This is a genomic window from Salinimicrobium marinum, from assembly GCF_014651535.1.
Taxonomy (GTDB): Bacteria; Bacteroidota; Bacteroidia; order Flavobacteriales; family Flavobacteriaceae; genus Salinimicrobium; species Salinimicrobium marinum.
Map to the genome: position 1 here is coordinate 22,694 of NZ_BMXB01000014.1, position 23,063 is coordinate 45,756.

At 40.5% G+C, this 23,063-nt stretch carries 27 protein-coding genes; 12 read left to right on the plus strand and 15 right to left on the minus strand.

Annotation, left to right across the window (positions count from 1 at the left end; translation table 11 throughout):
- Positions 1–5: 5 nt before the first annotated feature.
- The 11 genes from IE056_RS14410 to hemA all read right to left on the minus strand — a co-directional run bounded on the left by IE056_RS14410 (position 6) and on the right by hemA (position 9,773).
- Positions 6–1,124 (minus strand): SDR family NAD(P)-dependent oxidoreductase, encoded by a 1,119-nt coding sequence (locus tag IE056_RS14410; RefSeq protein WP_189605429.1) that lies wholly within the window; start codon positions 1,122–1,124, stop codon positions 6–8.
- A 22-nt stretch (positions 1,125–1,146) separates the two neighbouring features.
- Positions 1,147–1,851: an SDR family oxidoreductase gene (locus tag IE056_RS14415; RefSeq protein ID WP_189605430.1), complete on the minus strand. Its 705-nt coding sequence runs from the start codon at positions 1,849–1,851 to the stop codon at positions 1,147–1,149.
- Positions 1,852–2,215: 364 nt separating this feature from the next.
- On the minus strand, positions 2,216–2,704 hold the full coding sequence (locus IE056_RS14420; protein WP_189605431.1) for a hypothetical protein: 489 nt from the start codon (positions 2,702–2,704) through the stop codon (positions 2,216–2,218).
- A gap of 94 nt (positions 2,705–2,798) precedes the next feature.
- Entirely contained in the window at positions 2,799–3,158 is a 360-nt protein-coding gene (locus IE056_RS14425) for a hypothetical protein (protein ID WP_189605432.1), read from the minus strand.
- Positions 3,159–3,201: 43 nt separating this feature from the next.
- Complete coding sequence (gene hemB / locus IE056_RS14430) at positions 3,202–4,173, minus strand: porphobilinogen synthase (RefSeq protein WP_189605481.1); 972 nt, start codon at positions 4,171–4,173, stop codon at positions 3,202–3,204.
- A gap of 90 nt (positions 4,174–4,263) precedes the next feature.
- Positions 4,264–5,166 (minus strand): oxygen-dependent coproporphyrinogen oxidase, encoded by a 903-nt coding sequence (gene hemF / locus IE056_RS14435; protein ID WP_189605433.1) that lies wholly within the window; start codon positions 5,164–5,166, stop codon positions 4,264–4,266.
- Positions 5,167–5,172: 6 nt separating this feature from the next.
- On the minus strand, positions 5,173–5,658 hold the full coding sequence (locus IE056_RS14440; RefSeq protein ID WP_189605434.1) for a DUF6973 domain-containing protein: 486 nt from the start codon (positions 5,656–5,658) through the stop codon (positions 5,173–5,175).
- Positions 5,658–6,689 carry a uroporphyrinogen decarboxylase gene (gene hemE / locus IE056_RS14445; RefSeq protein ID WP_189605435.1) on the minus strand — a complete coding sequence of 344 codons (1,032 nt, stop codon included), beginning with the start codon at positions 6,687–6,689 and terminating at the stop codon, positions 5,658–5,660. The genes IE056_RS14440 and hemE overlap by 1 nt, the downstream gene beginning before the upstream one ends.
- A 59-nt stretch (positions 6,690–6,748) precedes the next feature.
- The gene (locus tag IE056_RS14450; protein WP_189605436.1) at positions 6,749–7,441 is read right to left on the minus strand and encodes a uroporphyrinogen-III synthase; all 693 of its coding nucleotides are present in this window, start codon (positions 7,439–7,441) and stop codon (positions 6,749–6,751) included.
- Between the two features lie 149 nt (positions 7,442–7,590).
- On the minus strand, positions 7,591–8,517 hold the full coding sequence (hemC, locus tag IE056_RS14455; protein WP_189605437.1) for a hydroxymethylbilane synthase: 927 nt from the start codon (positions 8,515–8,517) through the stop codon (positions 7,591–7,593).
- A complete protein-coding gene (hemA, locus tag IE056_RS14460) occupies positions 8,514–9,773 on the minus strand; it encodes a glutamyl-tRNA reductase (RefSeq protein ID WP_189605438.1) in 1,260 nt (419 codons plus the stop codon). Before hemA ends, hemC begins: the two co-directional genes overlap by 4 nt.
- Positions 9,774–9,974: 201 nt before the next feature.
- Between hemA and IE056_RS14465 the strand changes: the two genes are divergently transcribed.
- From IE056_RS14465 to IE056_RS14510, 10 genes are all read left to right on the plus strand, one after another.
- Positions 9,975–10,871, plus strand: coding sequence for an AraC family transcriptional regulator (locus IE056_RS14465; RefSeq protein WP_189605439.1), 897 nt, complete (start codon positions 9,975–9,977; stop codon positions 10,869–10,871).
- Between the two features lie 10 nt (positions 10,872–10,881).
- Complete coding sequence (locus tag IE056_RS14470) at positions 10,882–11,589, plus strand: ThuA domain-containing protein (RefSeq protein WP_229793775.1); 708 nt, start codon at positions 10,882–10,884, stop codon at positions 11,587–11,589.
- Between the two features lie 98 nt (positions 11,590–11,687).
- Positions 11,688–12,722 carry a ferrochelatase gene (gene hemH / locus IE056_RS14475; RefSeq protein WP_189605440.1) on the plus strand — a complete coding sequence of 345 codons (1,035 nt, stop codon included), beginning with the start codon at positions 11,688–11,690 and terminating at the stop codon, positions 12,720–12,722.
- A gap of 86 nt (positions 12,723–12,808) precedes the next feature.
- Complete coding sequence (locus IE056_RS14480) at positions 12,809–13,084, plus strand: hypothetical protein (RefSeq protein WP_189605441.1); 276 nt, start codon at positions 12,809–12,811, stop codon at positions 13,082–13,084.
- Positions 13,074–13,361, plus strand: a complete 288-nt coding sequence (locus tag IE056_RS14485) for a type II toxin-antitoxin system RelE/ParE family toxin (RefSeq protein ID WP_189605442.1) — start codon at positions 13,074–13,076, stop codon at positions 13,359–13,361. The genes IE056_RS14480 and IE056_RS14485 overlap by 11 nt, the downstream gene beginning before the upstream one ends.
- Before the next feature lie 6 nt (positions 13,362–13,367).
- Positions 13,368–13,916, plus strand: a complete 549-nt coding sequence (locus tag IE056_RS14490; protein WP_189605443.1) for a CopD family protein — start codon at positions 13,368–13,370, stop codon at positions 13,914–13,916.
- A 44-nt stretch (positions 13,917–13,960) separates the two neighbouring features.
- Positions 13,961–15,415, plus strand: coding sequence for a sensor histidine kinase (locus tag IE056_RS14495; RefSeq protein WP_189605444.1), 1,455 nt, complete (start codon positions 13,961–13,963; stop codon positions 15,413–15,415).
- A 5-nt stretch (positions 15,416–15,420) separates the two neighbouring features.
- Positions 15,421–16,203 carry an enoyl-CoA hydratase/isomerase family protein gene (locus tag IE056_RS14500; protein ID WP_189605445.1) on the plus strand — a complete coding sequence of 261 codons (783 nt, stop codon included), beginning with the start codon at positions 15,421–15,423 and terminating at the stop codon, positions 16,201–16,203.
- A gap of 122 nt (positions 16,204–16,325) precedes the next feature.
- Entirely contained in the window at positions 16,326–17,426 is a 1,101-nt protein-coding gene (locus tag IE056_RS14505; protein WP_189605446.1) for a PA0069 family radical SAM protein, read from the plus strand.
- A 64-nt stretch (positions 17,427–17,490) separates the two neighbouring features.
- Positions 17,491–17,913, plus strand: coding sequence for an META domain-containing protein (locus IE056_RS14510; protein ID WP_189605447.1), 423 nt, complete (start codon positions 17,491–17,493; stop codon positions 17,911–17,913).
- A gap of 2 nt (positions 17,914–17,915) precedes the next feature.
- Here the strand turns inward: IE056_RS14510 and IE056_RS14515 are convergent, their stop codons facing one another.
- The 4 genes from IE056_RS14515 to IE056_RS14530 form a co-directional block, all read right to left on the minus strand.
- A complete protein-coding gene (locus IE056_RS14515; protein ID WP_189605448.1) occupies positions 17,916–18,572 on the minus strand; it encodes an HD domain-containing protein in 657 nt (218 codons plus the stop codon).
- A gap of 39 nt (positions 18,573–18,611) precedes the next feature.
- Positions 18,612–19,352 carry a lysophospholipid acyltransferase family protein gene (locus IE056_RS14520; RefSeq protein ID WP_308427645.1) on the minus strand — a complete coding sequence of 247 codons (741 nt, stop codon included), beginning with the start codon at positions 19,350–19,352 and terminating at the stop codon, positions 18,612–18,614.
- A gap of 75 nt (positions 19,353–19,427) precedes the next feature.
- The gene (locus IE056_RS14525; protein ID WP_189605449.1) at positions 19,428–20,594 is read right to left on the minus strand and encodes a PepSY-associated TM helix domain-containing protein; all 1,167 of its coding nucleotides are present in this window, start codon (positions 20,592–20,594) and stop codon (positions 19,428–19,430) included.
- Positions 20,595–20,824: 230 nt separating this feature from the next.
- Positions 20,825–21,235: a BrxA/BrxB family bacilliredoxin gene (locus tag IE056_RS14530; protein ID WP_189605450.1), complete on the minus strand. Its 411-nt coding sequence runs from the start codon at positions 21,233–21,235 to the stop codon at positions 20,825–20,827.
- 175 nt (positions 21,236–21,410) lie between these two features.
- Here IE056_RS14530 and IE056_RS14535 point away from each other — a divergent pair, with 175 nt between their 5' ends.
- Both IE056_RS14535 and IE056_RS14540 read left to right on the plus strand, forming a co-directional pair.
- Complete coding sequence (locus tag IE056_RS14535; protein WP_189605451.1) at positions 21,411–22,139, plus strand: TerB family tellurite resistance protein; 729 nt, start codon at positions 21,411–21,413, stop codon at positions 22,137–22,139.
- Between the two features lie 132 nt (positions 22,140–22,271).
- Positions 22,272–23,057: a transporter gene (locus IE056_RS14540; protein WP_189605452.1), complete on the plus strand. Its 786-nt coding sequence runs from the start codon at positions 22,272–22,274 to the stop codon at positions 23,055–23,057.
- The last annotated feature ends 6 nt before the right edge of the window (positions 23,058–23,063 follow it).

Consider the following 23,063-nt stretch of genomic DNA (forward strand, 5'->3'; position numbering starts at 1 on the left):
TTGGTTTAAATGGTTAATCCTCTGGAAGAAAGTTCGTTGCTGGCTTTATTCACATTATCTGTCGCGATCTGGGTTTTAAGCCACTCTGCCAGTTCGAATAAACCATCTTCAAATTCTACTTCGGGTTCGAAACCCAAAATCTTTTTCATTTTAGTGTTATCTGCAAAACAATGACGTACATCGCCAACACGATACTTCCCCGTAATCTCTGCAGAAATTTCTTCCTTGCCCATCACTTTAGCCAGTTTATTGGCAATAAACTCAATGCTGTACTGGTTTCCGCTTCCCACGTTCAATACTTGCCCATCAGCTTCAGGCACTTCCATTGCCAATCGTAAGGCACGGGCTACATCTTTTACATGAATGAAATCCCGAATTTGTTTTCCGTCTTCAAAAATCAGGGGTGCACTGTTGTTGAGCAGCCTTGAAGCAAAAATGGCAAGCACTCCGGTATAGGGATTCGAAAGCGCCTGCCTTGTGCCATATACGTTAAAAAACCGCAAGGCAGTAGTTGGAATTTGGTAAGCTTTTCCGGTGATAAGACTTAATCGTTCCTGATCGTATTTTGAAAGAGCATATATAGAGGAAAGATTTGGTTTCTTTTCCTCGGGCGTGGGAACTGGTTTTAAAACGTTGCTGTTTTCATCATACATTTCCCAATTTCCCTGCTTGAGATCAGAAAGATTTCTCTCGCATTCCATTCTTTTTTTTCCGTGGGAATCTTCATAAAGGCCTTCTCCGTAGATGCTCATGCTGGAGGCTACCACAAGTTTTTCGACAGGATTATCCATTAGGGCTTCCATGAGAACCGCAGTTCCTACATTATTGACATCTGTATAATCCTTGATCTGGTACATACTTTGTCCAACGCCTACCATTGCTGCAAGATGAAAAACCGCATCTACACCTTCCAGAGCTTTTCTTACTGCATTTTTATCCCGTACATCACCGATTTGAAGCTCCACCTGCGGATTCAAATAATCAGGTCTTTCGGTTGCGTCTCCGTGAACCTGCTCAGATAAGTTATCCAGAGCACGAACACTGTAACCTTTATTGAGCAGTTCGTCAGCAAGGTGGGATCCTATAAATCCTGCGCCTCCGGTTATTAGTACTTTTTTTCCCATTTAAAAGTTAGTTTTTGGTTGGTTAGAAATTTTGTAAAGTTGGTCTTGTTATAATTTTATTGATGCTGGTGCCCGATTTTTTATTGAGGGCATACCACACATCTTCTGCTATTTCTTTGGGTGAAATAGAACCCATTCCCATTTCGTCTATATTACTATCACCCGACATTTCATTTTTAAAAAAACTAGTGTCGACTACCCCGGGACTCACCACTGTAACATTTACGTGTGGTATGGTCTCCAGCCTTAGCGTTTCGGCCACTACTTCGAGCGCTGATTTTGAAGCACTGTAAATTCCGCCGTAAGGATGAGGTTGATTTGCCGAAACCGAAGAAATGAATACCACATTTCCCTTCTTCATTTCAAGCATATCAGGAACAAAAGAACGAACAGCCCGCAAAGGCCCCATTAAATTGGTATGCAAGATTTGTTGCCATTTTTCAGGATCTCCTTCCGTTAGCTTTTCCCTTATGCCTTGTCCGGCATTTAAGATGAGAATAGTTGGTTTCCCCAGGTTGTCCAGAACCCATGTATAAAGCTCATCTATTTCGGCTCCCTTGCTTACATCACATTTTTTGAAAAGAATTCCCTGTTTGTTTTCACCTTCAGTAATATCGGCTACCACTACTGTTATGCCTTCTTCGTGCAGTTTTTCGGCAATGGCTTTTCCTATGCCACTACTGCCACCTGTCACCACTGCTATTTTAGGAGAATTCTGTTTCTTCATTCACATTTTTAGTCATCAAATAGTTCCGGAAAATAACAGCCAGATCCTCTCTGTAAATTCGATAAAACCTTGAAAAAGATTTCCGGAGTATAAATAAAAACAGCTCATCTTGAAGAGCCGCCTGATTCAAAGGTACAAGAGGCTGCTGTGAAATTGTATTAAAACAAACTTAAAAGTATCTTAAACACCCTGATTTTACACGTGTTGCGATAAAACTGGAAGCTTTTTTGATGGTGTTTTTAGGCATCAATTTTATTCCAAACTCTTTATATATCAGGGGTTGAAGAAGCTGCTAAATTTTGCACAAAAAAAAAGCAGGAGCTTTAACTCCTGCTTATCTAGAAAACTGAAAATTTTATGGTTTTTAATTCTTTAGAGTATTTTGGATCAAAGAATACCATTTTTGAGCTGAATTTAATCTGGCCTCTTTTTGTAATACGGAATGAAAATCTTCTCCATAGAAAATGATCTTATTTTCTGCGGAAGCTTTCTCATTTGACTTAAGATCGAGAGAAATTTCTGAAATATCATCTATAGATTTCTGAGCGGAACCATCATTAGAATATTTATTTTTAATTTCCGCAGAATTTATCGTGTTGAGATCAATGTATAGGGTCCTGGGTGACTTTCCGGTAGTAAGAACGAAAAGCTTTTTTGTCATTTCGTCCAGCCCTAGAGAAAGATTGGAGAAAAATTCAGTTTGGGTAAATTCCAGGTTGTGCTGTTTCGAAAGTTGCACAAATTGTTTTTTTTGTGATTTATTTTTAGAGGCTTCTTTTATTAGCACGTATGCTACGGGGGCAATAAACAGTAGTAAAAAGCCCATACCTATTAAGGTGGATGCTGTATCCATTTTTATTTGATTTAATTGTGAAACGTAAAATGATCTTTCAGTCTAATGCTGAAAAAGTAGATTTTTAACTGGCGTTATTACGGTAGAAAAATTTTCACAAAAAGAAATGGAAAGGAAATAATTGAATCCTGATTTCTGCACGCAGATCTCTGTTTAAGGGAAGTGCAGAGCTTTTCGGCTCATATATTTCTTCGGAAGGAGCAGAAATTGCAGGAATTATGGAATTTCCGGAGGAAAACTGCTCTTCAGAATACTCGGGAAGTGAAGTTTTGGTAAGTAACTCTTCAGCAGCCCAAAAAGGTGTGTCCCCGGAAGGCTGAAGATTTTCAATAGAAGAAGTATCTTCTTCAGAAGAAATAAATAATGGCTTTTCCTCTGCTAAACCCCCTGAAATATTGAGTATTCCCAGAAGGATGGCAAAGCAAAAGCCAATATAATTAAGTTTCTTTTTCACCACGCAAAATTAGTGATAAAAAAGCATTCAGAGGTCAAATATTTTAGAGGAGTTTTACAGCATCTTTTGCAAAATAACTTGCAATCATCTGGGCGCCTGCCCGTTTAATAGCCGTTAGCTGCTCCAGAACCACGGCGTCGTGATCCAGCCAACCTTTTTCTGAAGCTGCCTTTATCATGGCATATTCCCCACTCACCTGGTACACTGCTACCGGCACGTTTACCGTATTTCTAATATCCCGCACAATGTCCAGGTAACAAAGCCCCGGCTTTATCATCACAATGTCGGCTCCTTCTTCAATATCCAACAAGGTTTCTTTGATGGCTTCATCGCGATTGGCAGGATCCATCTGGTAGGTTTTTTTATCCCCGAATCCCGGCGCAGAATCCAGCGCATCCCGGAAAGGACCATAAAATGCCGATGCATATTTTGCGCTGTAGCTCATGATCCCGGCAGTGTCGAAACCTTCTTTTTCCAGCAGTTCCCGAATGGTCTTTATCCTACCGTCCATCATATCGCTAGGCGCGACAAACTCGGCTCCTGCCTGTACATGAGAAAGTGACATTTTAGCAAGAACTTCTTTGGTGGGGTCATTAAGGATACGTCCATTTTCCACGATTCCGTCGTGTCCGTAAGAGGAGTAGGGATCTAGTGCAACATCAGTCATCACCACCATTTCCGGAACTGCGTTTTTGACGGTTTTTACCGCCCGCTGCATGAGTCCGTCCTTATTTAATGCTTCGGTTCCTTTGTTATCCTTAAGATCATCGGGTACTTTCACAAAAAGTAAAACCGATTTTAATCCGAGGCTCCACAATTCCTTCACTTCCTTCTCCAGCAAATCCAGGCTATACCTGAAATAATTGGGCATGGAAGAAATTTCTTCTTTCACGTTTTTTCCCTCCACCACAAACAGCGGAACAATGAAATCATTCGGAGTGATGGCAGTTTCCCGCACCAGGCTTCTCACTGCTTCACTCGTTCTTAATCTTCGGTTTCTTATTAACATGATTATCGTATTTGTTTACAGTTTTCCGTTGAAGGATTCACTGTTTTACTATAATTGAATTTGGTTTTATCAACCATTCACCACTAACCACTTCTTTCACACCCACTCCCTTGGCTCTTTTAACACCTTCAGCAATTTCTCTTCTTCACTTCCTTCTTCCGGCTGATGGTCATACACCCACTGTACATGTGGCGGTAAACTCATCAAGATACTCTCAATTCTTCCGTTGGTTTTTAATCCGAAGAGGGTGCCTTTGTCGTGTACCAGGTTAAATTCCACATACCTGCCACGGCGAATTTCCTGCCAATTCCTGTTTTCTTCGGAATAAGAAAGTTCCTTTCTTCGCTCCACTATTGGTACATATGCACTTAGAAAACTATCACCAATATCGGTGACGAATTTATACCAGTCATCTACAGACATTTCTTCGGAAAGTTTACAGTAATCAAAAAACAATCCGCCAATTCCCCGGGCTTCATCCCTATGGGAATTCCAGAAATATAGATCACACCTCTTTTTATAATCGGGATAAAAATCCGGATTATGTCGGTCACAAGCCGATTTGCAAACGTGATGAAAATGCCGGGCGTCTTCTTCAAATAAATAATACGGAGTTAAATCCTGGCCGCCACCAAACCATTGATCTACCAAAGTTCCGTCTTTTTCGTACATTTCAAAGTACCGCCAGTTGGCGTGAACTGTTGGGACCATAGGATTTTTAGGGTGTAGCACGAGACTTAGTCCGCAGGCATAGAAATCTACATCTCCCACTCCAAAATGCTGCTGCATTGCAGGTGCTAAAGGTCCGAATACCCTCGAAATATTGACTCCGCCTTTTTCGAAAACAGTTCCGTTTTCAATCACGCGTGTTCTTCCGCCTCCGCCTTCAGGTCGGTCCCACAAATCTTCTCTAAAAACTGCTTTTCCATCAACCTCTTCCAGTTTGGAGGTAATGGTATCCTGTAAATCCTGTATGTAAGCGTAAAATTTCTCCTTCATTTCGGTTTAGTTTTCAATAAAAACCAGGTTATTCTTTGCTCTTTCAATGTTTTTTACTTCGGAAATCTTTACGGCATCTTTCAACTTTCCCATCAGAATTATAACAATATCAATTCTTTCTGAAACGTGTTCTTTAAACAATGATCTTCCCACCAGATTATTATGCAGATCCATTCTTTGTGCCAGTTCCTTGTTTGGGGCCAGCCTTTCGTGCAAATCGGTTATTTTTTTGCTCCAGTGCATCACTTTCTCTGCAGAACCTGAAATTCGGTAACATTTTTCACAGATCAAAAAATTCCATAGCGCATGCCTAAATGCATTTGCCGGAGTATTCTTGTGATGTGCTTTTCCGAAGTTGCTGTTGCAAATCTGGATGGTTTTTCTGGTAGCATTCAGCGTAGGAATTATAAACAGCGGCTTCTGAATGAACACCTTTGACAGCGTAAACAGCTGATGAAAATTTGAGCTTTTAATCCTCGCCGCGATGGTCATTAGTTCCCGTGCTTATATTCTTTCACGGCATCAACAAAGGCCTGTGCATTTTCCACCGGAATATTTGGCAATATTCCGTGACCGAGGTTGACGATGTATTTATCTTTTCCGAATTCGTTGATCATATCGTGCACCATTCCTTTAATTATCTCAGGAGGTGAGAAAAGTCGGCTGGGATCAAAATTTCCCTGTAAGGTAATTTCTCCTCCGGTAAGTTCCCTTGCTGTTTTTGGAGAACATGTCCAGTCTACTCCAAGTGCCGAAGCGCCAGATTTTGCCATTTCATCCAGGGCAAACCAGCAACCTTTTCCGAAGGCGATCACGGGAATATCGTTTTTTAGAGCATCAATGATCTGCTGAATATATTTCCATGAAAATTCCTTATAATCGGCCGGAGAAAGCATTCCGCCCCAGGAATCGAACACTTGAACTGCATCCACACCGGCTGCTACTTTGGCTTTCAAGTAAGAAATAGTAGTGTCGGTAATCTTCTGAAGCAATAAATGTGCAGCTTGCGGATTGGTAAAGCAAAACTGCTTGGCAATATCGAAATTCTTTGAGCCCTGTCCCTGAACTGCATAGCAAAGAATGGTCCAGGGAGAACCGGCAAACCCGATTAACGGTACTTCGTTATTCAGCTCCTTTTTAGTCATTTTAATTGCTTCGAGCACATATCCTAAAGTTTCTTCAACATCAGGAACATTGACTTTATGCACATCTTCCATGGATCGTACCGGATTTGGTAACCAGGGACCAACTCCCGGTTTCATTTCCACTTCGATGTTCATGGCCTGTGGTACCACCAGGATGTCACTGAACAAAATAGCAGCATCGGTCCCTATTTGTTTTATGGGCATAATGGTAATTTCAGTAGCCAGTTCAGGCGTACGGCAACGGGTGAAAAAATCATATTTTTCCTTCAGCTTCATGAAATCGGGGAGGTAGCGTCCCGCCTGGCGCATCATCCACACCGGAGGTCTTTCTACAGATTCTCCTTTTAAAGCTCTAAGAAATAAGTCGTTTTTTATCATAGTATTTTTTTTTCGGGAATTTCTCCTTTTTTAAAGGGTATTTTTTATTTCAAGCCTGTTCAGCTTTTACCAAAATATTTCACTACCTGTACGATCACATTTTCAATGGTGGGCTTTGTGGCAACGATGATATCACTGGTATGATTTCTTGCTTCTGAAGCAGTTGTTTTTCCAATACAAAAAGCAATGCTTCCAGATAGACCATTGACGGCACAATAACTTCTTACTGCGCTGGGGCTAAAAAACAGTACTCCATCAAAGGTACGATCTATTTTCTTTTCAACTAAATGGGTGTCATACACTTCAACTTCAGAAATACTGATTTTCTTCTGTCTTAGAAAATCAGGTAACTCAGGTCTTCTTTTCTTTCCGCAGAAAAAAATAAAATCTTCATTTGAATAACCGGAAGCTATTTTTTCGGCTAAATCCTGGCCATAGTTGGCAGTTTCTTTTACCTGGAGGCCATTTTGATTTAGAAAAGCTGCTGTTTTATCTCCGACGCAGAAAATATTTTTGGTGGATAAGTCCGGTTTTTTTTCCAGAACTATTCTAACCGTATTTTTACTTGTGAAAATGATGTTTTGGGGTAGCTCCTGGATTTCAAAAGCGATAGGAACAATAGAAATAAGGTCATGCTCTACTACGCGGAGACCAGCATTTAAAAGCAATTCTTTTTGATTACGGGCCAGTTTCTTTGTGGAGAGGATGCTTACGCTCCCTTTTTTCTGTGCTATTCCGATTTTATTTTCCATCTCCTTATGGCTGTAGGCTGTGTAAAAGCTCTTAAAAACGTTCTTCTGAAATTTATTTCAGAATCTACTATTTTAGATTTTAATATTTTTTAGCACCTGAAAGTCCCTCATTTTCGGGAAAGGTCAACGTAATCTGACTTTTTAACAGTCTAATTTTTTTGGATTCTACCTATCGAATTTTTGATATCCTTCATCACTTCGGCTCCTCCACTTCTTAAAATTTCTTCGGCACAAGCTTTTCCGAAACCAGCTCTTTCAGAAGCAGGAATAGATTTTTCTACTTCAAATTTCTTTGAGCCATCTATGTTAAATAGTGCTCCTTTAAAATAAATGTTATTGTCTTCAATGGTAGCTAAAGCCCCAATGGGTGCAGTACAGCCTCCTTCTAGCGTGCGAAGAAATTCCCGTTCCAGGTGAACGCAAATCTGTGATTTTTCGTGATTAAGTGCAGAAAGTGCTTTTAAGCAGTAACTATCATCTTCTTTGGCGACTACTAACATGGCTCCCTGTGCCGGCGCCGGGATCATCCAGTCCAGGTCCATGTAGGATTCCGGTTTCAGATTGATGCGTTCCAGGCCTGCAGCAGCGAAAATGGCACCGTTCCAGTCATTGTCTTCCAGTTTTTGAAGGCGGGTGTTTACATTTCCCCGAAGATCCACTACATTATGATCTGGATACCTGTGAAGCCACTGTGCTTTTCTGCGCAGGCTTCCGGTGGCAATAGTTCCCCGGGAATTCAAAAAATCTGTTCCTTTATGAAGTAGGATATCCTGTGTATGTGCTCTTTTTAAAACAGCTGCCTCAACTATTCCTTTAGGCAGGGCAGTCGGGACATCTTTCATGGAATGTACTGCAATGTCGATCTCATTGGTCAACATGGCAATGTCCAGGGTTTTTGTGAAAATTCCGGTAATGCCGAATTCGTACAATGGCTTATCAAGAACCAGGTCTCCCTGGGATTTCACCGGAACAAGTTCGGTTTTATGACCTAACTTTTCCAGTGCACTTTTCACTGTATTTGCCTGCCACAGGGCAAGTTCACTGTCGCGGGTGCCTATTCTTATCACTTTTGTCATTTCCGGACGGGTTCATCTAATTGAAACACCTTCTGGATAAGATCGATACTCTCATCGGTCATGTTGGAATCGCCTTTTAGGTGGTTCGCAAACTGATTCATGATTTTTTGTATGATTCGGTCGCTTACCACATCGGCATGCGCTTCGTTAAATCCGGAAATCTTTTTTCGCTGAAAATCAAGTTCTGCCTCTTTCATAGATTTCAGCTTTTTCTTCAAAGCTTTAATGGTGGGAGCGAACTTTCTGGTTTCAAGCCAGTTTATAAATTCAGCTTCAATTTCTTTATTAATGGCCTGGGCAAAAGGAATCTGCTCTTTACGACGCTCCAGGGTCTCATCTGTCATTTTTGAAAGATGATCCAGGTGTATAAGTGTCACGCCGTCTAGTTCCTCCACATCATCTGAAACATTCTTGGGAATAGAAAGATCCAGGATCAATAAATCTTTTTTGTTGTAGATAAGTTCTTTGGTGATCGTTGGATTTTGAGCACCGGTTGCAACAATGAGGATATCCGTTTTTCGGATTTCTTCAGGAAGATCTGCATAATCTTTTACACTTAGATCAAATTTCCCGGCAACCTTTTCAGCTTTATTTTTAGTTCTATTGATAAGGGTGATCTTATTGTTTTTTGTATGCTTAATAAGATTTTCACAGGTGTTACGGCCAATTTTTCCTGTTCCAAAGAGCAGGATATTCTTCTCTGCGGGATTACTAACGTTGTTTAATATGTATTGAACCGAGGCAAAGCTTACAGAAGTTACTCCGGAAGAGATGCGGGTTTCATTCTTAATCTTCTTACTGGCCTGGATGACAGAATTTACCAGTCTTTCTAAAAACGGATTTGCTACCCCTACTTCTTTTGAGTGTACAAAAGCCAGTTTTAACTGACTAATGATCTCAAAGTCACCAAGAATCTGACTGTCAAGACCAGTTCCTACCCTAAACATGTGAGAAATAGCTTCTTTGTTTTTATAAACATAAGCTACCTTTTCAAATTCTTCAACAGTACCGTGGGTGTGCTCACACAACAGTTTTATTAACTGAAATGGGTGTTGAGCAAAGCCGTAAATCTCAGTTCTGTTACAAGTTGAAGTTACAATGATACCATCAATTCCTTCCTCTTTAGCTTGCTGAAGTAGCTTTTCCTTTCTTTCTTCGTCCAGGCTAAAATGTCCTCTAATCTCTGCATCTGCCTTTTTATAACTAAGGCCAATGGTATAAAAATGTGTTCCTCTTGAAATATTATAATCTTTCATGTACCTGATTAGGAATTCAACTAGCAAAATTAATATTAACTATTTTTAAAAAACAACGCTGGAGGGGTATTTTTTAACGCTGCACGTGATTTTATGCCGAAAACTGATTTTAATCATATATTTCAGCTAATTTTGTAGTGAGAATAGCTCTTTTAACCGTTCTAGTTTAGAACTATTCTAAATAAAGAAGCTCATGGACTGATGGAAACACCTGAAAAAAATATCGCTGGAAGGTTTGTGGAGGAGATTAAACCCGAGGAAGGTTTTTATATCCTCAAATTCCGGAATGACACCGACGAACTTACCAGAATAGAGAAACATGTAGGAAGCAGTTACATTCAATTTCATTTTGGAGGAAAGGGTGAAAATATATTCTCTTTCAATCAGGGAGGATATAAAGTTCCCCTGCTTGAAGAAAGTTCGCTGTTGCTTTACAACCCAAAAAGAGATTTGCCTATAACGCTGGATCTTAAACAAAACTCCTGGGTGATTTCGCTGGTGATCTCCATAGAAAAATTTCATTCCCTTTTTTCAGAAGAAGCGGGTTATATCAGCTTTTTGAGTCTGGAGAACAGAGATAAGCAGTATTATAATGATGCTCCGCTTTCTCCATCCATGGTGATTGTGCTTAATCAGCTTTTGAATTCCAATATTGTTCCTTCTATTAAAAATCTGTATTACAAAGGGAAGGCTTACGAGCTTTTGAGTTTATATTTCAACAGGACCGAAGATGCCAATGTAGAGCAATGCCCATTTCTGGTAGATGAAGAGAACGTGCTCAAAATAAGAAAGGCTAAAGATATAGTGATTGCAAACATGGCCGAGCCGCCTTCCCTGCAGGAACTTTCAAATGAAATAGGTCTTAGCCTTAAAAAACTGAAGGAAGGTTTTAAACAAATCTATGGGGATTCTGTTTATAGTTTTCTTTTTGATTACAAGATGGAATTTGCCCGTAGATTGTTGGATTCGGGTGATTATAATGTCAATGAAGTAGGATTGAAAATAGGCTACAGTACCTCCAGCCATTTCATCGCTGCCTTTAAAAAGAAATTTGGTACCACACCAAAAAAGTATATAATGTCATTACCTTCTAATTAATTTAAAAGCTATGAGAACTTTCCTTATTATTTTAATGCTGAATTTTTCATTTCTGAATGCACAGGAAAAAGAGGTGCTGGTATTCCATAAAACCGAAGGCTGGCATCATGAATCTATTCCCACAGGAATTAAAGCTGTTCAGGAACTGGGGGAGGAAAATAGTTTCAGAGTGACCGAAACAGATGATGCCGGTGCTTTTACAAAAGAAAACCTGGAAAAATTCGACCTTGTATTATTTCTGAATACTTCAGGAAATGTACTGGATGAACACCAGCAGAGGGCGTTTAAGAACTACATGGAAACGGGAGGAAATTTCTTCGGAATCCATGCTGCTGCAGATACCGAGTTTGAATGGGAATGGTACGGCAAGCTGGTAGGTGCATATTTTGTTGACCATCCCGAGATACAGGAAGCAACAGTAAAGGTAGTGAAGCCAAATCACCCTACCGTGGCCCATTTACCTGAAAACTGGAACAGGACCGATGAATGGTATAACTATAGAAATATCAATCCTGCGATGGAAGTACTGCTATTGCTGGATGAAGATTCCTATGAAGGTGGAAAAAATGAAGGATTTCATCCTATTGCATGGTTTCGGGAACTTGAGGGTGGTGGAAGGACAGTTTATACTGGAGGTGGACATACAGATGAATCATATTTTGAAGAGAATTTCAGAGAGCATTTGCTACAGTGCATTTTATTTGCAATAGGGAAGTAGCAACAGGTTTTTCTTTTATGCTGCTATAAAAAACTATAATGAAACTGGATTGTTGCCTTTGTCTATTAATCCTATGTTTGTAATGAAAATAAAAAATTATGAGTAAAGGCGTATTGCTTGTTAATCTTGGTTCCCCGGATAGTACAGATCCTAATGATGTGAAGAAATATCTCGATGAATTTCTCATGGATGAACGGGTTATTGATGTGCCATTTTGGGCGAGATCATTAATCGTAAGAGGAATTATTCTCAATACCAGGCCCAAAAAATCGGCTGAAGCTTATGAAAAGATCTGGTGGGAAGAAGGCTCTCCCTTGATCGTTTTATCTGAAAGACTTCAGGAAAAGGTAAACGAACTTACTTCTGTGCCTGTCGCCCTGGCAATGCGATACGGGAAACCCAGCATTAAATCTGGTTTGCAGGAATTGCACGATCAGGGAGTAGATGAAGTTTTATTGTTTCCCCTGTATCCGCAGTTTGCAATGGCTACTACAGAAACCATTGTAGTGCTTGCTGAAGAACTTCGGAAAAAGGATTTCCCCAACATGGAATTTACTACCGTTCCTGCGTTTTACAACCATCCGGATTATATACGGGTGCTGGCAAACAGCATTTCCGAAAAACTAAAGGGGGTTGATTATGAGCATATTTTATTTTCGTACCACGGGGTTCCGAAACGGCATATCAGGAAGAGCGATATTACCAAATCGCATTGTAAAATAGACGGATCTTGCTGCCAGACGCCATCCCCGGCACATCAGTTCTGTTACCGTCACCAGTGTTATGAAACCACCCGGTTGGTGGCAGAATACCTGGAACTGAAAAAAGAAACCTACACGGTTACTTTTCAGTCGCGTTTAGGATTTGATCCTTGGTTGCAGCCACCAACAGACAGGACGATAGAACGAATGGGCATCAACGGAACTAAAAATTTAGCGGTAGTGACTCCGGCTTTTGTTTCAGATTGTCTGGAGACCCTGGAAGAGATTGCGATGGAAGGAAAAGAGATCTTCCATGAAGTTGGTGGGAAAGATTTTACCGTGGTTCCATGTCTCAATGATCGTGAGGACTGGGTGAAAGTCCTGGCCCGATGGGTGGATGAATGGGCTTTTTCGGAGCCGGTAAAAGCCTGATTTTTGTTTTTTCAGAATCTTTCCTGCTAATCTAACTTCAGAAAATTCTGCTCACAATTGGTTATCTTTGTTAGAAAGCTGTCGTTATGGATCTTAATCAGATGAAAATTGAGCTTATTCACAAAATAAATTCCTGTGAGGATGAAAACCTTCTGCGGAAAATTGAAAAGGTTTTTGAGGAAAATGTTTCCGAAGTAAATGAAGATGAGGTTGGATATTCTGCTCAAATAAATAAAAATGCTGTTCCGGAATGGCATTATGAAATTTTAGAAGAAGAATTTGAGAAGTATAAGAGAGGGGAATTGACAGCTTCCACATGGAATGAGGTAGATAAAAAGCTTCAGGAAAAATATGACATTTGATGTCATTCTTCTTTCAAGGGCTGAGATTGAACTGGAAGATGCTTTTCTCTGGTATGAATCCAAATCTAAGGAACTTGGCATAAAATTCATGAACAGTTTCAGAAGTGAGGTTAAAAGAATTGGAAGTAATCCTTTTCAGTTTATGAGGAGCCAGGATCACTTCAGGGAAGTAGCTGTTAATTTTTTCCCCTACGTTTTAATATATAGTGTGTTCAATGATAAAGTGTATATTCATTCTATTTTCAACACCTCCCGCAACCCAAACAAAAAACCCTGATCTGTTTTGGAATATTACAACTACATTAAATCCTTGCACCTCATTTTTGTGATTACCTGGTTCGCCGGACTTTTTTATATTCCAAGGCTGTTCATCTATCATATTGAGGCTGCAGAAAAACCCTCACCCGACAAGGAGATCCTGACCACGCAATTAAAAATGATGACCAAAAGGCTTTGGTTCATCATTACCTGGCCTTCTGCAATTCTTGCCACCTTCTTTGCAGTTTGGCTGTTAATCCTTATTCCCGATTGGCTTCAGCAGCCCTGGATGCATGTAAAACTGGCCTTTGTGCTCCTGCTCTTCTTATATCATTTTAAATGTCATCACCTGTTTACACAACTTCAGCAGGATAGAATCACCTGGACATCCACTCAAATGCGACTCTGGAACGAAGTTTCTACGCTTATCCTCTTTGCCGTAATTTTTCTGGTGATCGTTAGGGATGCGGTTAATTGGATCTACGGCGTTATCGGGATCTTTCTTTTGGCAGGAATGTTAATGCTGGGAGTGAAGATTTATAAGCGGCTAAGAGCAAAAAATCCCGATCTTTAATAATGGTTTGATAATTGATATCTTTACCGGAGCAATAAAAATTCATGAGGCTTTTAAAATTCTCCTTACGTACCCGGATATTCTTTTCCATGATCTTACTGGTGTTGCTGGCTTCCATTTTAATTGGAGGAATGACCGTGATCCAGTACAAGAAAGAAGCCCAGGATTATCACCGGGAACGTCTTGAACGAAAAGAAGAGGGGATAAGGGAGAACATTAAGTTTGTAATTGAAAGTACCACTTACGAGGTTTCAGAAGAGAATATTCGGCTCATTCTAAAGGACAGGAACAAGATCCATGAGATTGCCCAGGTTCATAATATGCCCCTCAATGTGTACAGCCTGCGTGGAAACCTGATTTTGAAATCCAACCAGTCATTTTTCAGGGATACGACAGATCTTTTTCTGGATCAGGAAATCCTGGGTGATCTGGAAGGCTCACCCAGAAAAAGGGTAGTGCGGCACACCGTCAAAAATGATAAAAAATTCCAATCTTCCTATACTTACATTACAGATAATAAATTCAAACCCCTTGCGATCCTTAATCTTCCATACCTTGAAGATGATTATTTTATAACCAGGGATCTGCGTAATTTCCTTATCAAACTTACTGAAGTTTACCTCTTTATGCTGGCGCTGGCGATTGTTATGGCTTATTTTCTGTCCAAATATATTACCCGGTCATTAAAAACTATTTCAGAAAAAATCACGGAAACCCGTCTGGATAAGCAAAATAAGAAGATTGATATAGGTAATGTAAGTGAAGAGATCTACACCCTGGTGGAGGCGTACAACAGTATGATCGATGAACTTGAAGAAAGCGCGGTAAAACTTGCTACCAGCGAAAGGGAACAGGCCTGGCGTGAGATGGCAAAACAGGTGGCGCACGAGATCAAGAATCCATTGACGCCCATGAGGCTGAGTGTTCAGAGTTTTGAGCGAAATTTTGATCCCAATGATCCCGAAATCTATAAAAAGGTGGAGGAATACAGCAATACGTTGATTAATCAGATCGACACTATGAGTTCCATTGCTTCGGCTTTTTCAAACTTCGCGAAGATGCCGGCGCAGCAGAATGAAACCTTAAATGTTCCGAAAATTGTAAAACTTGCCCTGGATATTTTTAATGAAGGTTATGTAATGTTCTCTTCTGAAAAAGAGGAAATCCTTGCAAAATTTGATCGTACACAGCTTATTCGGGTAGTTACCAATCTGGTTAAAAACGCCATTCATGCTACCGAAGGTGTTAATAATCCGGCGGTGTTGGTATCGGTGACCGAAGAAGAAGAAAACGTGTGCATTAGTATTTCAGATAACGGGGTAGGAATTTCCGAAGAAAACAGGGAAAAAATATTCGAACCTAAATTCACGACAAAATCCAGCGGAATGGGCTTAGGCCTGGCGATGGTGAAGAATATTGTGGAAAATTATAATGGCAGTATAACCTTTACCTCTAAAATAAATAAAGGTACTATCTTTAAGGTACATTTTCCAAAATAGACATTATGAAATACGAAAATATCCTATCTGAAACACAAGACGGCATTGCCCAAATAACTATTAACCGGCCTAAGAAGCTTAATGCTTTGAACAAAGAGACCATAAGTGAACTTAACAGGGCTTTTCGGTTAGCTGAAGGGGATGCTGAGGTGAAGGTCGTAATCCTTACCGGAAGTGGTGAAAAAGCCTTTGTTGCAGGAGCCGATATTAGTGAATTCTCAGATTATTCTGAAGAGGAAGGAAAGGAACTGGCAGCCGAAGGTCAGCGATTGCTTTTTGATTATGTGGCTAATTTCAGCAAGCCTGTTATAGCTGCTGTAAATGGTTTTGCCCTGGGTGGCGGTTTGGAACTTGCCATGGCTGCGCATTTCAGGATTGCAAGTGATAATGCAAAAATGGGCTTGCCCGAAGTTTCTTTAGGAGTAATTCCGGGTTATGGAGGGACACAACGTTTGCCTCAGCTCGTAGGAAAAGGCAGGGCAATGGAAATGATCATGACTGCAGGAATGATAGATGCCAACCAGGCATTGCAATACAACCTGGTAAACCATGTTACCACGGTCGAAGAATTGTTACCATTTGCTGAAAAACTTGCGGGAAAGATTATGAAAAATTCCCTGGTGGCAATCTCTGCGGCCATTAAGGCGGTAAATTCCAATTATAAAGAAGGAGTGAACGGATTCGAAGTAGAAATTGAAGAATTCGGAAACGCTTTCGGAACCGAAGATTTTAAGGAGGGAACCTCTGCTTTTCTGAACAAGCGCAAAGCCAGCTTCCCGGGAAAATAGATTTCGAAACTCAAGATAAAGAAGATATATATATCCCATGGCTCATCCGGAGCTGTGGGAATTTTTTTTTGTTCTTTCTCACTTTTGAATAAGCATAAAAAATTAGGATTAAATCCTTTTTTATGGAAATTATCCATATTTTTGTTGCTGTGGAAAGGAATGATTACATCAAAGGAAGAGGAGCCCAGCAGCAGGTGGCCAATCGGTTCTCGCTTCATTCACATGAAATGCGGGATGATTTTCTTAATTATTGTGCTGTGGAAGGAGAGGAAGCAAACGATTCCAAAACTTCCTTTATAGAAACTTTTCCGAAAACAATTGTCAATAAAGTAACCAGTCCAGACGTGGGCATGGAATTCTCCCTCAATCCGTATCAGGGTTGTGAACACGGCTGCGTATACTGCTACGCCCGGAATTCTCATGAATACTGGGGTTATGGTGCCGGACTCGATTTTGAACAAAAGATCCTTGTCAAGAGAAATGCCGTAGAACTATTGGAGCAGAAATTGCGAAGCAAAGGCTGGAAAGCTGCACCCATCGTCCTTTCCGGCAATACCGACTGCTATCAGCCAGTCGAAAAAAAGCTGAAGATCACCAGAAGTTTGCTGCAGTTATTCCTGAAGTATAAGCATCCGGTGGGGATTATCACTAAAAACGCTCTCATTCAGAGGGATCTTGATATCCTGCAGGAACTTGCAAAAGATAATCTTGTAAGGGTGAATTTGTCGATTACTTCTTTGGAAGAAAAAACAAGAAGGTTGCTGGAACCTCGCACAGCCAGCATCAAAAAGCGACTGGAAACCGTAGAGAAACTGCATGAAAGAGGGGTGCCGGTAAACGTGATGATGGCACCTATCATTCCTGGTATCAACAGCCATGAGGTTCTGCCACTGGTTAAAGAAGTTGCTGAAAGAGGTGCCTGCGGAGTGGGCTATACAATGGTGCGGCTAAACGGGGCTATCGGCGAAATCTTTTCCCAATGGATTCACAAAGCCATGCCCCATAAAGCTGAAAAGGTGCTGCATCAAATTGCCGAATGCCATAACGGAGCCCTTAATGACAGCCGTTTTGGTGCAAGAATGAAAGGTGACGGTAAAATAGCCGATCAGGTAGCTCAACAGTTTGCCATTGCCAGAAAAAAATATCTTTCAGGCAGGGAAAGGCCATCTTTGAATTGTGCCTTGCACGAACAGTATAAAGATGGACAGCTAAAACTGTTTTAACTTCTACTCCGGGGGTTTCAGAGAATTACGGTTAATTTCCTTATATTAAAGTAAAAAGAGAAAGATGAAAAAGATACTTTATACAATGCTACTTTCTGTCATTCTCCTGAGCTGCTCTGACGACGACGACGTGGAGGTTAATCCTTTAGTGGGAAGCTGGGAATTAATGGCCGTAGATAATGAGGCCGTCTATGATGCACCCGAAGATGAAGAGATCGTGATCACATTTAAAGAAAGAGAATACATTGGTGAAACATCGGTAAATGAATTTGGGGGAGATTATGAAATAGTTAGCAACAGGTTACTTCTTACCAACTCCTATACCTCTGAAATTGGAGAAACTGCCTGGGGAAACTTATTTTATGAGGGCATTCGAAATGCATATGATGAAGAGGAGGAAAGATCTGAATTTACTTATACTATTCAGGGAGATACCCTCACCTCAAGAAGTACAGAAGACATCATGATTTTTACCCGGTTTGAATGAATTCATTCCTCGTTAACTCCCCATTCCCGATAAAACTGATCCAGAAATTGCTCCATGAACAAATGTCTTTCTTCAGCCAGTTTCCTGCCGGTTTTGGTATTCATCCGGTCTTTTAAAAGAAACAGTTTTTCATAAAAATGATTGACCGTGGGGGCAGTGGATTTTTTATACTCCTCTTTGGTCATATGCAGGTTTGGCTTAATTTCAGGATCATATAAAGCCCTGCCCTTATATCCGCCGTAATTGAAAGTGCGGGCAATTCCTATGGCACCCAACGCATCGAGGCGATCGGCATCCTGCACAATATCCAGTTCGGGAGACGTAAAGCTTTGGGATTCGTTGCCGCCTTTAAAAGATATATTTTCAATGATCTTTACCACATGATTTGTAACTTCGGGTGCAACTTGCTGATCCTTTAGAAATTCTCCGGCTACTCTTGGGCCAACAGTTTCATCACCATTATGGAATTTAGAATCTGCAATATCGTGTAAAAGAGCTCCGAGAGCTACAATAAAACCATCGGCTTTTTCAGTTTTTGCAATCTTACAGGCATTGTTGTACACCCTCTCAATGTGAAACCAGTCATGTCCGCCCTCAGCATTTTTAAGAGTTTCTTTTACAAAAGAAATGGTATTGGCGATGATTTGTGATTGCGTCATGAAATGATGTGGATTATTTAAACTGAAAAATCTTAGAGCTTATTTAATGTCGGCGGTAATGGTACGCTCCACCTGTGCCACCAGGCTTACCGGATCCTGAGAACCTACTGAAAAAGGTTCATGTACTTTCAGATTGAGATTCACACCTATTCCCATGGGGAAGTTTCCATACCTGAACAGTTTCCAGCTGTTATTGATGGTAATGGGCACTACAGTGGCATTGGGCATTTTTTTAAAGAGCATTTGCAATCCCTGGACTGCAAACTTTTTGGGTGCCCCTGTCCGGCTACGGGTACCTTCCGGAAATATTACAGCAGAACGATTGTGTTCATTGAGATAGTCTGCAAATCGGGACATTTTGGTCAGGGCTTCTCTTCCGTTCTTTCTGTCGATAAGGATATTTCCGCCATGTCTTAAATTGAAAGAAATACCGGGAATCCCTTTTCCCAGTTCTTTTTTGCTGATGAATTTGGGGTGATATTTTCTGAAATGCCAGATGATAGGAGGTATATCAAACATTCCCTGATGATTTGCTACGAAAATACAGGGCTTGCCGGCAGGAATTTTATAAGGATTATCTACATTAAAGTTGGTGCCGAGAATATTTAAGCAACGCAGCAGGAAAAAATTAAAGATATCAACACTTTTTTTATGTGCCTCATATCCTCCCAATTTCAAGCTAATCCACTGTATCCCATGGAAAATAAGCAGCGTGAGAAAAAAGAATAAGTAAAAAAGTACCGATAAAGGGTAGGAAAGAATTTTTTTGATCGTTTTCATTGCATTTATTCCTTGCGAACAGGTGCGCAATTTCACAATTTATTTCTTACCCTACAACATAGAACCCATTTTTGCTTAAGCAGCAGCTTTGGTATACTTCTTTTCTTTTTTACGGCGGCTCTTTTTTCTTAATTTATTAATCCAGATTATAGTACCGGTAACAGGTAAGCTTGTTGCAATTAAACATGCAATAAAATAAAGGATCTTTGAAAAGGTTCCAAAAATATCCCCAACGTGAAGCGGCTTTATAAGAGAAGCTACCTGTACATTAAGAGGCTTGTCCCGGTAGATCTCCCTGTCTTCCACAGTACCTGCTTTGTTTATTACCAACTGGTCTGCAATCACGGGTGAAAACGATGCATCATTATATTTCCTTACGCTGTACACGGGATTCCTCTCATTAGGAAAGCTAATGGAAGTTTTTCCGGTGTAGGAGAGTTCGCGGTTGGTAATTGCATAAACTTCTTCCAGGCTCACTTCCTGTCCTGCTTCGAGGTTGAGCTGTTCATAGGTCGCGCCGCCGCCTCTGTTAAATATTTCTGCGCCAATTACGTTTCCGGCGATCTCCCTATAGCCTTCAAAAGACCAGCACAGGCCGGTGAGTCCCATTACAATGATTAAAAGAAGAGAATAGAATCCAAGGGTGTTATGTAAGTCGTGATTGATCCTTTTCCAGTTGGCTTTGGTTTTTATCTTAAATCCCGGTTTGAAGTTTCTCCACTTCATTTTCTTCGGAAACCACAACACAAGTCCGGAGATGGACAGCAAAAGAAAAATTATGGTAGCAACACCCACTATAGGTCGGCCAATATTGGTATCTACCAGTAGCCAGCGATGAAGCCGGAACATACTGAACATGAAATCATCTGCTGAAGAGGGCGGAGCAGAAAATACTTCGGCAGTGTGAGGGTTGAGTAGGAAAGTTGTTCCACGGCGGTCTTCGGGAGAGGTTTTGATCCTTGCCTCATAGAAACTTCCTGATTTTTCTGAAATAGTGAGGCTGTTAAGTTCCCCTAGCCCTTCCGCGGAAATTGTGGAAGCAAGTTCATCCAGACTTTTTACCGGTTGCTCTGTATCTTCTAACGGAACATCTTCAGCGAAAAGAGCCTTTATTTCTGTGTCGAAAACCAAAATAGTTCCGGTAAGACAAATGATGAAAATTATGATACCGCTCCCTATTCCAAGCCATAAATGAATATCATTTATAAACTTCCTAATGCCATAGCTTTTCTTTTTTTTCATGGGAACGACAGTTAAATTCGTTATTATCCTTATTTAGACTTATTATAAAGAACAAATATAGATTAGTTTTTGACTGCCGCAAAATTCCATTAAAATATTTTTGAAATTTATATGAATGGGAAATATGACCCTGGGAGGTTATGATTCTCTTATTTTTCAGCTATGCATAAAAAAACCGCCTCATTGTTGTAATGAGGCGGTTTTTATATTTGTTCGAATTTTGTAGAGTTCTAGCAGAACTCGTCATAGGCTCCGGAAAGGTTTTCTGCAATCATTTCTGCAGGTCGACCTTCAATATGATGTCTTTCCAGCATATGCACTAATTCACCATCCTTGAATAATGCCATAGATGGAGAAGAAGGAGGGAAAGGTATCATGTAACTTCTGGCTTTGTCTGTTGCTTCTTTATCAACACCTGCGAAAACTGTTACTAAATTATCTGGACGTTTGCTGTTTTGTAATGAAATACGTGCACCTGGACGTGCATTTGCCGCAGCACAACCACAAACAGAATTTACTACCACAAGAGTAGTTCCTTTTTTGGCGATTGCTTCATCAACTTCAGCCTCGGTGTGTAGTTCCTGAAAACCAACATTGGTCAGGTCCTCACGCATTGGTTTAACTAATTCTGCTGGATACATATTGTTTGTTTTATTTTATATAAATCTTTTGAACTAACAAAGATACCAAATTAACTTCAGCTTATTAAATTTTCAAAACTATATAACTATGGGGATATAGATGCAGGCTATTTGACTTATAAGTTGGAATAAGTGCCTCATTAATGTTTATCTTTGCCACGTAAAATTTTCTACAATGATTAAATGGATGGCCGCAGTAGTCGGCTTTATGTTTTTAGGCTTTCGGGGTGCAATCATAGGGTTTATTATTGGGAGTCTGTTCGATTTCATGACCTCTTCAAGAGTGAAATTTACCGGATTTTCAGGGGGTGAACAAAATGTTTCTCCTGGAGATTTTGAGCTGCACCTACTTTCCTTATCGGCACTGGTTATAAAAGCAGACGGGAGTGTATCTCAGACAGAACTGGATTATGTGCGCACTTATTTTGTACAGGCCTATGGAAAAGAGCGGGCAAATGCCATTTTCAGGACTTTTAACGATGTGATCAAAAACAGGGAGTTATCTGCTTCGAGAATTGCGCAGTATCTCGCCACCCGAACTCAGTATCCGGCACGGTTGCAGATCACTCATTTTCTCTTCGGAATAGCTAACGCAGATGGCAGGGTTAGTGAAGCGGAAGCCAATGTAATCCAGCAAATTGCCGGATATCTGCGCATTGGTGTGAAAGATTATGAGAGTATCAAGGCCATGTTCTTTAAAACGGCAGACAATGCTTACAAGATCCTGGAAATTGATAAGTCCGCTACCGATGCTGAAGTTAAGAAGGCATTCAGAACTATGGCGAAGAAGTACCATCCCGATAAACTGCAACATATGGACGAGGCCTACAGAGCCGGAGCTGAGGAAAAATTCAGGAAAGTCCAGGAGGCCTATGAACAGATACAAAAAGAGCGGGGAATGTAATTTTTTTCTGAAGAGGCTCTTCTTCTAACTCCTGACCATTTGTCTCAGGAAACCCACACTCAGTAATTTAACCTTATTTTTAGACATATCTAAAAATATTTTTTGTTACTTCGTTTTTTATTAATTGAGAAAATGAAGTTTAGAATATTAGTAGCCGTATTACTCCTCTTAGGCTGCAGAGTCTATGGTCAGGAACCTGTAATTCCTGAAGAAATGATCACAGATCGTCCCGATGAAACGGAAGCACCCAATTTAGTCCCAAAGGGTTTCCTGCAAATAGAAACCGGTGGTTTTTTCGAGGAAAGAGAGGAGAACGATATTCTTATTAAACTCACTGGCTATAATACCACAATGCTCCGCTATGGGGTACTGAGTAATCTGGAATTAAGGATTGGCGGAGATCTTTTAGGATATAAAGAAGAACTCAACGGATCAACAATTGCAGAAATTAGTAGCGGACTCACTCCTTTGCTTGTAGGGGCTAAAATTGGTATTGCAGAAGAACAGGATCTTTTACCGCAAATAGGCCTGATGCTGCACCTGCGGTTGCCTTTTAATGCAGCTGAAGATTACCGCCCCGAAACTACTGGAATAGATTTTAGGTTTGCTTTTAGCCATGATCTTTCAGAGAAGTCAGATCTTTCATATAATCTTGGAGCCGAATGGCTGGATGATGCCACTGAAGCCACCTATATATACACCATTGCTTACGGGTATGAGATAACCGACAATTTCGGAGTTTTTGCAGAACTCTATGGTGATCTTCCGGAAAACAGCAGCGCAGAACATTTTTTTGATGCCGGCTTCACGTACAATCTTCAGAAAAATCTCCAGCTGGATGCATTTGCTGGCACCGGAATTAATGCAGATCAGAAACTGTTGCTGGGAGCCGGTATTAGTTATCTCATTCCAAATTAAAATTTT

Excerpts from the sequence above, each read along its gene's own strand:
- IE056_RS14410 (WP_189605429.1), bottom strand. The coding sequence starts at position 1,124 with ATGGGAAAAAAAGTACTAATAACCGGAGGCGCAGGATTTATAGGATCC.
- IE056_RS14415 (WP_189605430.1), bottom strand. The coding sequence starts at position 1,851 with ATGAAGAAACAGAATTCTCCTAAAATAGCAGTGGTGACAGGTGGCAGT.
- IE056_RS14420 (WP_189605431.1), bottom strand. The coding sequence starts at position 2,704 with ATGGATACAGCATCCACCTTAATAGGTATGGGCTTTTTACTACTGTTT.
- hemF (WP_189605433.1), bottom strand. The coding sequence starts at position 5,166 with ATGAAGGAGAAATTTTACGCTTACATACAGGATTTACAGGATACCATT.
- IE056_RS14440 (WP_189605434.1), bottom strand. The coding sequence starts at position 5,658 with ATGACCATCGCGGCGAGGATTAAAAGCTCAAATTTTCATCAGCTGTTT.
- hemE (WP_189605435.1), bottom strand. The coding sequence starts at position 6,689 with ATGATAAAAAACGACTTATTTCTTAGAGCTTTAAAAGGAGAATCTGTA.
- IE056_RS14450 (WP_189605436.1), bottom strand. The coding sequence starts at position 7,441 with ATGGAAAATAAAATCGGAATAGCACAGAAAAAAGGGAGCGTAAGCATC.
- hemC (WP_189605437.1), bottom strand. The coding sequence starts at position 8,517 with ATGACAAAAGTGATAAGAATAGGCACCCGCGACAGTGAACTTGCCCTG.
- hemA (WP_189605438.1), bottom strand. The coding sequence starts at position 9,773 with ATGAAAGATTATAATATTTCAAGAGGAACACATTTTTATACCATTGGC.
- IE056_RS14465 (WP_189605439.1), top strand. The coding sequence starts at position 9,975 with ATGGAAACACCTGAAAAAAATATCGCTGGAAGGTTTGTGGAGGAGATT.
- IE056_RS14470 (WP_229793775.1), top strand. The coding sequence starts at position 10,882 with ATGAGAACTTTCCTTATTATTTTAATGCTGAATTTTTCATTTCTGAAT.
- hemH (WP_189605440.1), top strand. The coding sequence starts at position 11,688 with ATGAGTAAAGGCGTATTGCTTGTTAATCTTGGTTCCCCGGATAGTACA.
- IE056_RS14480 (WP_189605441.1), top strand. The coding sequence starts at position 12,809 with ATGGATCTTAATCAGATGAAAATTGAGCTTATTCACAAAATAAATTCC.
- IE056_RS14485 (WP_189605442.1), top strand. The coding sequence starts at position 13,074 with ATGACATTTGATGTCATTCTTCTTTCAAGGGCTGAGATTGAACTGGAA.
- IE056_RS14495 (WP_189605444.1), top strand. The coding sequence starts at position 13,961 with ATGAGGCTTTTAAAATTCTCCTTACGTACCCGGATATTCTTTTCCATG.
- IE056_RS14500 (WP_189605445.1), top strand. The coding sequence starts at position 15,421 with ATGAAATACGAAAATATCCTATCTGAAACACAAGACGGCATTGCCCAA.
- IE056_RS14505 (WP_189605446.1), top strand. The coding sequence starts at position 16,326 with ATGGAAATTATCCATATTTTTGTTGCTGTGGAAAGGAATGATTACATC.
- IE056_RS14510 (WP_189605447.1), top strand. The coding sequence starts at position 17,491 with ATGAAAAAGATACTTTATACAATGCTACTTTCTGTCATTCTCCTGAGC.
- IE056_RS14515 (WP_189605448.1), bottom strand. The coding sequence starts at position 18,572 with ATGACGCAATCACAAATCATCGCCAATACCATTTCTTTTGTAAAAGAA.
- IE056_RS14520 (WP_308427645.1), bottom strand. The coding sequence starts at position 19,352 with ATGAAAACGATCAAAAAAATTCTTTCCTACCCTTTATCGGTACTTTTT.
- IE056_RS14525 (WP_189605449.1), bottom strand. The coding sequence starts at position 20,594 with ATGAAAAAAAAGAAAAGCTATGGCATTAGGAAGTTTATAAATGATATT.
- IE056_RS14530 (WP_189605450.1), bottom strand. The coding sequence starts at position 21,235 with ATGTATCCAGCAGAATTAGTTAAACCAATGCGTGAGGACCTGACCAAT.
- IE056_RS14535 (WP_189605451.1), top strand. The coding sequence starts at position 21,411 with ATGATTAAATGGATGGCCGCAGTAGTCGGCTTTATGTTTTTAGGCTTT.
- IE056_RS14540 (WP_189605452.1), top strand. The coding sequence starts at position 22,272 with ATGAAGTTTAGAATATTAGTAGCCGTATTACTCCTCTTAGGCTGCAGA.